At 67.2% G+C, this 7,185-nt stretch carries 6 protein-coding genes; 1 reads left to right on the forward strand and 5 read right to left on the reverse strand.

Going from position 1 to position 7,185, the window contains the following annotated elements:
• Positions 1–730: MFS transporter (locus F3J14_RS32595; RefSeq protein WP_166726416.1), on the reverse strand; the 730-nt coding region annotated here is incomplete at its 3' end.
• A gap of 100 nt (positions 731–830) precedes the next feature.
• Between F3J14_RS32595 and F3J14_RS32600 the strand changes: the two genes are divergently transcribed.
• Complete coding sequence (locus tag F3J14_RS32600; protein ID WP_166726417.1) at positions 831–1,751, forward strand: LysR family transcriptional regulator; 921 nt, start codon at positions 831–833, stop codon at positions 1,749–1,751.
• A gap of 204 nt (positions 1,752–1,955) precedes the next feature.
• Here F3J14_RS32600 and F3J14_RS32605 read toward each other — a convergent pair whose 3' ends face one another.
• The 4 genes from F3J14_RS32605 to argC form a co-directional block, all read right to left on the reverse strand.
• Positions 1,956–2,789 (reverse strand): OmpW family protein, encoded by an 834-nt coding sequence (locus tag F3J14_RS32605; RefSeq protein ID WP_166726418.1) that lies wholly within the window; start codon positions 2,787–2,789, stop codon positions 1,956–1,958.
• Between the two features lie 16 nt (positions 2,790–2,805).
• A complete protein-coding gene (locus F3J14_RS32610; RefSeq protein WP_006752471.1) occupies positions 2,806–4,047 on the reverse strand; it encodes a DUF2957 domain-containing protein in 1,242 nt (413 codons plus the stop codon).
• Positions 4,048–4,202: 155 nt separating this feature from the next.
• Positions 4,203–5,636: a DUF2957 domain-containing protein gene (locus F3J14_RS32615; protein WP_166726419.1), complete on the reverse strand. Its 1,434-nt coding sequence runs from the start codon at positions 5,634–5,636 to the stop codon at positions 4,203–4,205.
• 430 nt (positions 5,637–6,066) lie between these two features.
• A complete protein-coding gene (argC, locus tag F3J14_RS32620; RefSeq protein ID WP_012362872.1) occupies positions 6,067–7,017 on the reverse strand; it encodes an N-acetyl-gamma-glutamyl-phosphate reductase in 951 nt (316 codons plus the stop codon).
• Positions 7,018–7,185 lie beyond the last annotated feature (168 nt).

Consider the following 7,185-nt stretch of genomic DNA (forward strand, 5'->3'; position numbering starts at 1 on the left):
TCGCGCTGAACGCGGCCATCGCGCGCGCGGCCGACAGCGCATGCCGGCGCAGCACCGGTTCGTCGGCCAGCAGGCGACCCATCGATGCGAGCAGCGCGCGATAGCTGGCCGTCACCGACGGCACGCGCGGTGGCAAGCGCAGCGCGAGCACCGCCGCGATCGCCGCGTTCGCGAGCGCGGCCAGCGCGTAGAACGCGCGCCAGCCGGCCGTGCCCGCGATCAGGCTCGCGAGCGGCCGCGACAGCACGATGCCGAGCATCAGCCCGCTCATCACGTTGCCGACCGCGCGCCCGCGCTGCGCTTCGGGCGCCATCGACGCGGCCATCGGCACCAGCATCTGGATCACGCTCGACGCGGCGCCGGCGGCCAGCGTCGCGAGCAGGAACACGGTGCCGGACCGCGTGAATGCCGGCAGCGCGAGCGCGGCCGCGCATGCGACGAGCGTCACGACGATCAGGCGGCGGTTCTCGAGCAGGTCGACGAGCGGCACCAGCAGCACGAGGCCGGCCGCGTAGCCGAGCTGCGGCAGCATCGCGACGAGGCCCGTGAGGCCGGGCGGCAGCCGCAGGTCGGCGCTGATCGGGCCGGTCAGCGGCTGCGCGGCGAACAGGTCCATCACGATCACGCCGACCGTCGCGGCGAAGAAGAGCGTCATGCCCGCGCTCAGCGTGGGCGGTGCGCCGAGCACGGGGCGACCGGCGGCAGGGCGGGAGTCGGCAGGACAGTTCATCGGAAGCCTGGGGGGACGTTGATCGAAGGAATCCCCATCGTAGGTGGCCGATGTTTATGCCACAATTGAAATATGTCTAACATGATTATGCGAGTTTGTTTTGAATACGCGTGATCTCCAGGCGTTCGTCGCGGTCGTCGACAGCGGGTCGATGGTCGCCGCCGCCGCGAAGCTTCATCTGACGCAGCCGGGCCTCACGCGGCGCGTGCAGAACCTCGAGACGCTGCTGGGCATGCCGCTGCTCGAGCGCCAGAGCAAGCCGCTGAAGCCGACCGCCGCCGGGCGCGACGTCTATGCGCTCGCGCGCAACGTGCTGGGCGCGGTCGACGAATTGATGGCGGCCGGCGCGCCGGACAGCGAGCCGTCAGGCGAACTGCGCATCGGCGTGCCGCCGTTCCTGTCCGAGCTGGCGCTCGAGCAGCCGATCGACCGGCTGCGCGACGCGTTTCCGCGGCTGACGCTGCGCGTGACGGCCGGCTGGTCGCCCGCACTCGTGCAGGGCATCGAGCGTGGCACGCTCGATGTCGCGACGGTGATGGCGCCGGCCGGCGCTGCGCTGCCCGATGCGCTGACGGCCACGCTGCTCGGCACGCAGCCGACGGTGCTCGTCGCCGCGCGCGATTTCCCGCTGCCGGACGGCCCGTTGTCGCTCGACGTGCTGTCGCGTTTCCCGTGGGTGCTGAGCCAGGACGGCTGCGGGATGCGTTCGGCGCTGAGCCGTGCGCTCGGGGCGGCCGGGCTGCCGTTCGACGTCGCGGTCGAGGCGTTCGGCTCGGAGTTGCAGCTGTCGCTCGTCGCGCGCGGCGCCGGCATCGGCATCGCGCCGCCGAACGCGCTGGCGCGCAGCGCGCATCGCGATGCGCTGAGGGTGGTGGAAACGGCGGGGCTGGAGACGCGGATCAACGTGTGGGTCGTGCACGGCGCGCTGCCGGGCCGCCTGACGCGGCCGGTCGCGCTGCTACGCGACGCGCTGGCAGACGTGCTCGACAGGGAGAACAGGAAGGGGTCGGAGTCGAACTAGCGATCTAGAGGGCGCATTCGAGGGAAAATCCTGATTTTCTCGACGGAAATGTTGCATTGCGGAAATCGATTCGCTATAGTTACACCTGTCTCCTCCATGTCTCCTCTGATATGGATTCAGCCCGCCTCTTAGGCGGGCTTTTTTTTGCCCGCGATTTTGCCGCGGGCCATCCATTCCTTCCTTCGTCCCTTCCCGTCACCGGCGTCAGAACTTGTAGGTCATCCCGACATAGCTGATGATCGGATCGGCCTTCAGGTCCGATTTCGACTCGGAGAGCACCGTGCCGTCGGCCGCCTTGATCGTCACCGTCGACGTCGTCTTCAGCGGGATGTAGGTCACCGACGCGATCAGCCCGAAATGCTCGGTGATGTTGTACTGCAGGCCTGCGTTGAACACCGGCTGCCATGACGACGACGCCTTCGCTTCCACCGATGTCGTACCCGGCTTGCCCGCGCCCGCCGCGAGAATCGCGCCGAGGTTGTCCTGCGTCTGCTTGATGAAGTTCGTGTTGAGTTGCAGGTCGCTGAACCAGTTGTACGACACGCCGAGGCCGAGGAACGGTCGGAACTTCGCGTTCGCCTGTGCGAAGTAGTACTGCAGGATCACCGCCGGGCTCCACTGCCGCACGCTCTTCACGATCGGGTTCACCGACCCGAGCCCGATGTTCTGCGTGCCGAGCGCGCCGGCAGGGCCGGGCGGCCGGATCGTCCCCTGGCCCGATACCTTGAACACCGGCGGTACGCCGGCCACCGACGTGACCGCGATGTGATCGGTCAGGAAGTGACTGACCGTCAGGCCGACGGTATCCGCGCCGCTCGTGCGCAGCCCGGTGCCCTGCGACGTGAACGACGGCGGCAGCCGCAGCGGCGTGTTGATCGGCGTCGGCGCGACGTTGGTCGTCATCGGCGTGCTGCTCTGCTGCGGCATCACGTGGAACCAGCCCAGCGTGACGACGTTGCTGCCGGCGCTCTGCGCGTGCGCCGCGAGCGGCGCCAGGGCGGCGGCACCGGCCGCCGCGCAGAGAAGGGTCTTCTTCATCACGGCTTGCCTCCGCTTACTGGACGAACGCGCCGATCGTGAAATACGGCGTCGAACCCGCGTTGTCGAGGAAACCGAACACGCCACCCGTGAAGATGAACTTGCCGGTCGGCGACGTGCTGCCCGAACCCGTATGGATCGTCGTGACCGTGCCCGGCACCTTCTGCGTGTAGTCCAGGTCGAGCGGGGTCGCGAGCGAGGCCTGCGACGGCTGGAACGGATCCAGCAGCGTGGCCTGGTTGTTGATCAGCGCGGTGGTCCGGTAGTCGAACCGGCTGTCGACGCCGATGTACTCGCCGTTCTGCGAGCCGGCCGCGATTGCCGTCTGCGGCGCGAGGATCGAGATGCTCGATTCGTCGTCGGCGGTCAGGCCCGGCACGCCGTTGCTGTCGGGCGTCGGGTTCGGGTTCGCGACCCCGGTGCGCACGAGGATCGGCACCAGCTGGTTGCGCAGCTTGCCGACGATCATGAAGCCCTTGCCCTGCGGCGTCGCCGATAGCGTCGGCTTCAGCTGGCTCGCGTAGTTGTTCGTCTGGAACGCGCCGCTGCCGTCGGCCGACTGCACGAAGTTCGTGCCCTGCTGCGCGCACGCGCCGCCGGCGAACTGGCCGGTCGAATCGCACTTGGTCCACGTGCCGTCCGCGTTGATCGTCACCTTCGCGTCGATCGACGCCGGCGCGAAGTTCTGCGACGGCACTTCGCCGAAGCCGACGTGGCTGTATGTGCCCGCGACCTTCGTGATATCGGTTTCGATCGACGAGAAGCCGATGAACGGGTAGTACGGAAATTTCGTGTCCGGCACGGCAGCCTGGCCGAGCACGCCGCCGAACTGGATTTCCTTGCCGGGGATCGTGCCGCCCGCGACGCCGAAGCCGACGAAGATGCGCGCCGGACGCGACGAATCGAGGCTCGCGCCGTTCAGGCGGAACGCGCACTGGTTCAGCTTGTTGGTCGGCAGCATCGTTTCCTGCGTGAGCGTGCCGCTGTCGACGGTGCCCGCGCGGGTCGGCGTGACGGTGCCGGTCGTTCGCGGAACCGGCGATTCGACATAGGTGACCTGCCAGGTCATCTTGGTCGTGTCGAGCTGCACCTTGGCCAGTTCGCCGCTGCCGGCGCCGCCCGTGTAGACGGTGCTGTAGTCGAGCGACGCGGGGCAGAGCCGGTCTTCGACGAGCGGGGGCGGATTGTCGCTGCCGCCGCCGCATGCGGAAAGAAGGGGGGCGGCAAAGGCCGCCGCCAGAATGAGGTTGCGCTTCATGTTGCTCCTCCAGATTTGTCTTGTCCGGCGGCCAGCTCCCTGTCGGCCGCTTCTATTGCTTGTGCTCGTGCTGCCCGCGCTGTGCCGGGCGCCGTCGCTTCGTGCCTTCCCTGCATCCCGCGGCGGCGAACCGGCCGCCGCCGCGTCCCCGATCGTCACTTGCTGATCTGCGCACCCACGCCGAAGTACGGTGTCGACGACGTGCTCGAGTTCGCCGACGTCTGCGTGACGCCGCCGTTCACCGTGCCCTGGATCAGTGCCGCGTACAGCCCGCCCGTCGCGATCACCACGCCCGATGCGGACGGGTAGCTCGCCCCGCTCGGCGGCGTCGTCGTCGCGTTCAGCAGGCCGGCCGTCGTCTGGCCGTAGTCGAGCGTGAAGCCGTCTTCTTCAGCTTGCGTGGTCGGGTTGATGAACGACGCGTTGCTGCCACGGATCAGTGCGGCCGTGTACTTGAAGTTCGAATCCGCGCCCGCGTAGCCGCCGTCGATCGCGCCCGACTGGATCGCACTCGCCGCGCCGAGCACCGCGATGCCCGATTCGTCGTCGACCTTCGCGTCGGTATGCAGCGCGAGGTCGGTGCCCAGATACACGGAGCCCGTGCGGACCACCACCGGCACGGTCGCGCCGTTGAGCTGGCCGATGACCATGTGCGCGGTCGCCGACTTGCCGGTCGCGCCGATCAGCGGCAGTTGCGTCTGCGGCAGGATCTGCGGTGCCTTCGCGCTGTCGAGATAGCCGCCGTTCGCGGTGTTGACCGTCCACGGATCGCCAGTCGTCTGGCAGCCGCCCGAACTCGTCGACGTACACGCGCCGTTCGCATCGAACGTCTCGCTCGAATTCGTGCCCTTCGTCGCGTAGTTGCCCGACGGCACGAGGTGGTAGAGCAGCGCGTTGTACGTGCCCGGCAGCTTCGTGAGGTCGGTCGTCGTGTTCGCGAAGCCGAGGAACGGATAGAAGTCGAAGTGGCGGTTCGGCACCTGGCCGACGTTCTTGAAGACCGGGAGGCCGACCACGCTGATCGTCAGCCCGTCGTACTGGACCGTCGCGCCGGGGATGCCGCCGCCCGCGACACCCATGCCGACGAGCAGCATCGGCGGGTTCGCATGGTTGAAGTCGGCGGCCGTCGAATAGGTCGAGCCGTTCGGTGCCTTGCCCGAACCCGGCGTGAGGACGAACGCGCAGCGTGTCTGCTCCGCGGTCGGCAGCGCGCCGGTCGGCGGGTGGATGACCTTGCCGGTGATCGTGGTGCCGGCGCGGCTCGGCGTGACCGTGCCGGTCGCGAGCGGAATCGGCGATTCGAGCCACTTCAGCGTGTAGGTCATCGCGACCGCGTCGATGTTGACGCTGACGATCTCGCCGCTACCGGCGCCGCCGAGGTACGTGCTCTTCACGATGTCGGCATCGGCCGGGCACAGCGAGCCGTTGACGGGCTGCGACGGCGGCGGCCCTTGCGTGCCGCAGTTCGATCCGGAACATTGGGGGGCGTTGATCGGCGCGGGCGAGCCGCCGTCCCCTCCACCACAGGCAATCAGGAAAGGTGCGATGGCAAAGGCCGTTGCCACCCCCTTCGATAAGGCGTGCGACATGCCGCTGTCTCCAATCGTTTAATTGTGCGAGCTAATGTCGCTGCGCGGATTTTTGCTGTCAATTGATGAACTCGTCTAAAAAAGGCGATTGAAACAAAGCGCGCGTTAGGAATCCTTGCAGGATGGGGTTTTTCAGTAAGAATTAAAACGCGCGGAGGGCGGTAGAGTGCCGCTGAAGTTGGGCGATTGCCACGCACGGTCGGCTCTCGGAGCCTTCCCGCGTATAACGGCAGTGTTTAAAGCGAGGGTATCCGGTTTATCCCTATTCGGGATTGACAGGAGAAAGGGAGGGCGAAATTAATTCACCGGTAATCGCGCAATGGAAAGCTTGTAAATATTTGTAAATGCGTGAACCGGACTTTATATATTGCTTGCCGCGGGTAAATAAAAAGCCGGCCAGCGGCCGGCTTTGCATCGCGTGCAAGCGGGATCAGCGGTTGAGGCCCGCATCCTCGGCGGCGCCGATGTTCAGGTTCATGCACTGGATCGCGGCGCCCGATGCGCCCTTGCCCAGGTTGTCGAGACGCGCGACCGTGACGAAGCGCTCTTCGTTGCCGAACACGAACAGGTCGACGCGGTTCGTGTCGTTGTTTGCCTGCACGTCGAAGAAGCCGCTGTCGAGGTTCGCGTCCGCGTTGAACGGCGCGACGCGCACGAACGGTTCGTCCGCGTAGTACTCGGCGAACACGCGCTGCACGTCCTGCGGCGTCGCGCGTTTCGCGAGCTGTTCGGGCGTGAAGTAGGTCGTCACGGCAAGGCCCTTCAGGAACGGCCCGACGATCGGCGTGAAGATCGGCGCGTGCGCGAGGCCCGTGTGCGCGGCCATTTCCGGCAGGTGCTTGTGCGCCAGCGCGAGCGCATACGGACGCGGGCTCGCGAGCTTGCCGCCCGGCGCCGCGCTTTCGTATTCGGCGATCATCGACTTGCCGCCGCCGCTGTAGCCGGTGATCGAGTAGCTGTGCGCGGCGAAGGTCGGCGCGACGATGCCCGCGTCGACGAGCGGACGCATCGCGAGCACGAAGGCCGATGCGTGGCAGCCCGGCACGGCGATGCGCTTCGACGTGCGAATCTTCTCGCGCTGCGCGCGGGTCAGCTCCGGCAGGCCGTACGCCCAGTCGGCGCTCGTGCGGAATGCGGTGCTTGCGTCGATCAGCGTCGTGTCCGGGTTCTCGACCAGCGATGCCGATTCGCGCGACGCGACGTCCGGCAGGCACAGGAACGTGACGTCCGACGCGTTGATCAGGCGGCGGCGCTCGTCGACGTCCTTGCGCTTCGCTTCTTCGATGCGCAGGATCTCGATGTCGTTGCGCGCCGACAGGTATTCGAAGATCTTGAGGCCGGTCGTACCTTCCTGGCCGTCGACAAAAACTTTGGTGCTCATTTCGCTCTCACTGAATGAAACGGGAGCCGCGGCGCCCTAAAACCGCCATTTTAAGACGTCATCCGGCGGACCTGCACCGCACGGGCGAAAAAAGACGGCCCGCGGGCCGTCTTGCGTCCCTTTCACGCGCCTGCGCCGCGTCGCCCCGCGACCCGCGGCGCGAGCGGG

Source organism: Burkholderia sp. Tr-862 (assembly GCF_011753085.1).
In the GTDB taxonomy this organism is placed as follows: Bacteria; Pseudomonadota; Gammaproteobacteria; order Burkholderiales; family Burkholderiaceae; genus Burkholderia; species Burkholderia ambifaria.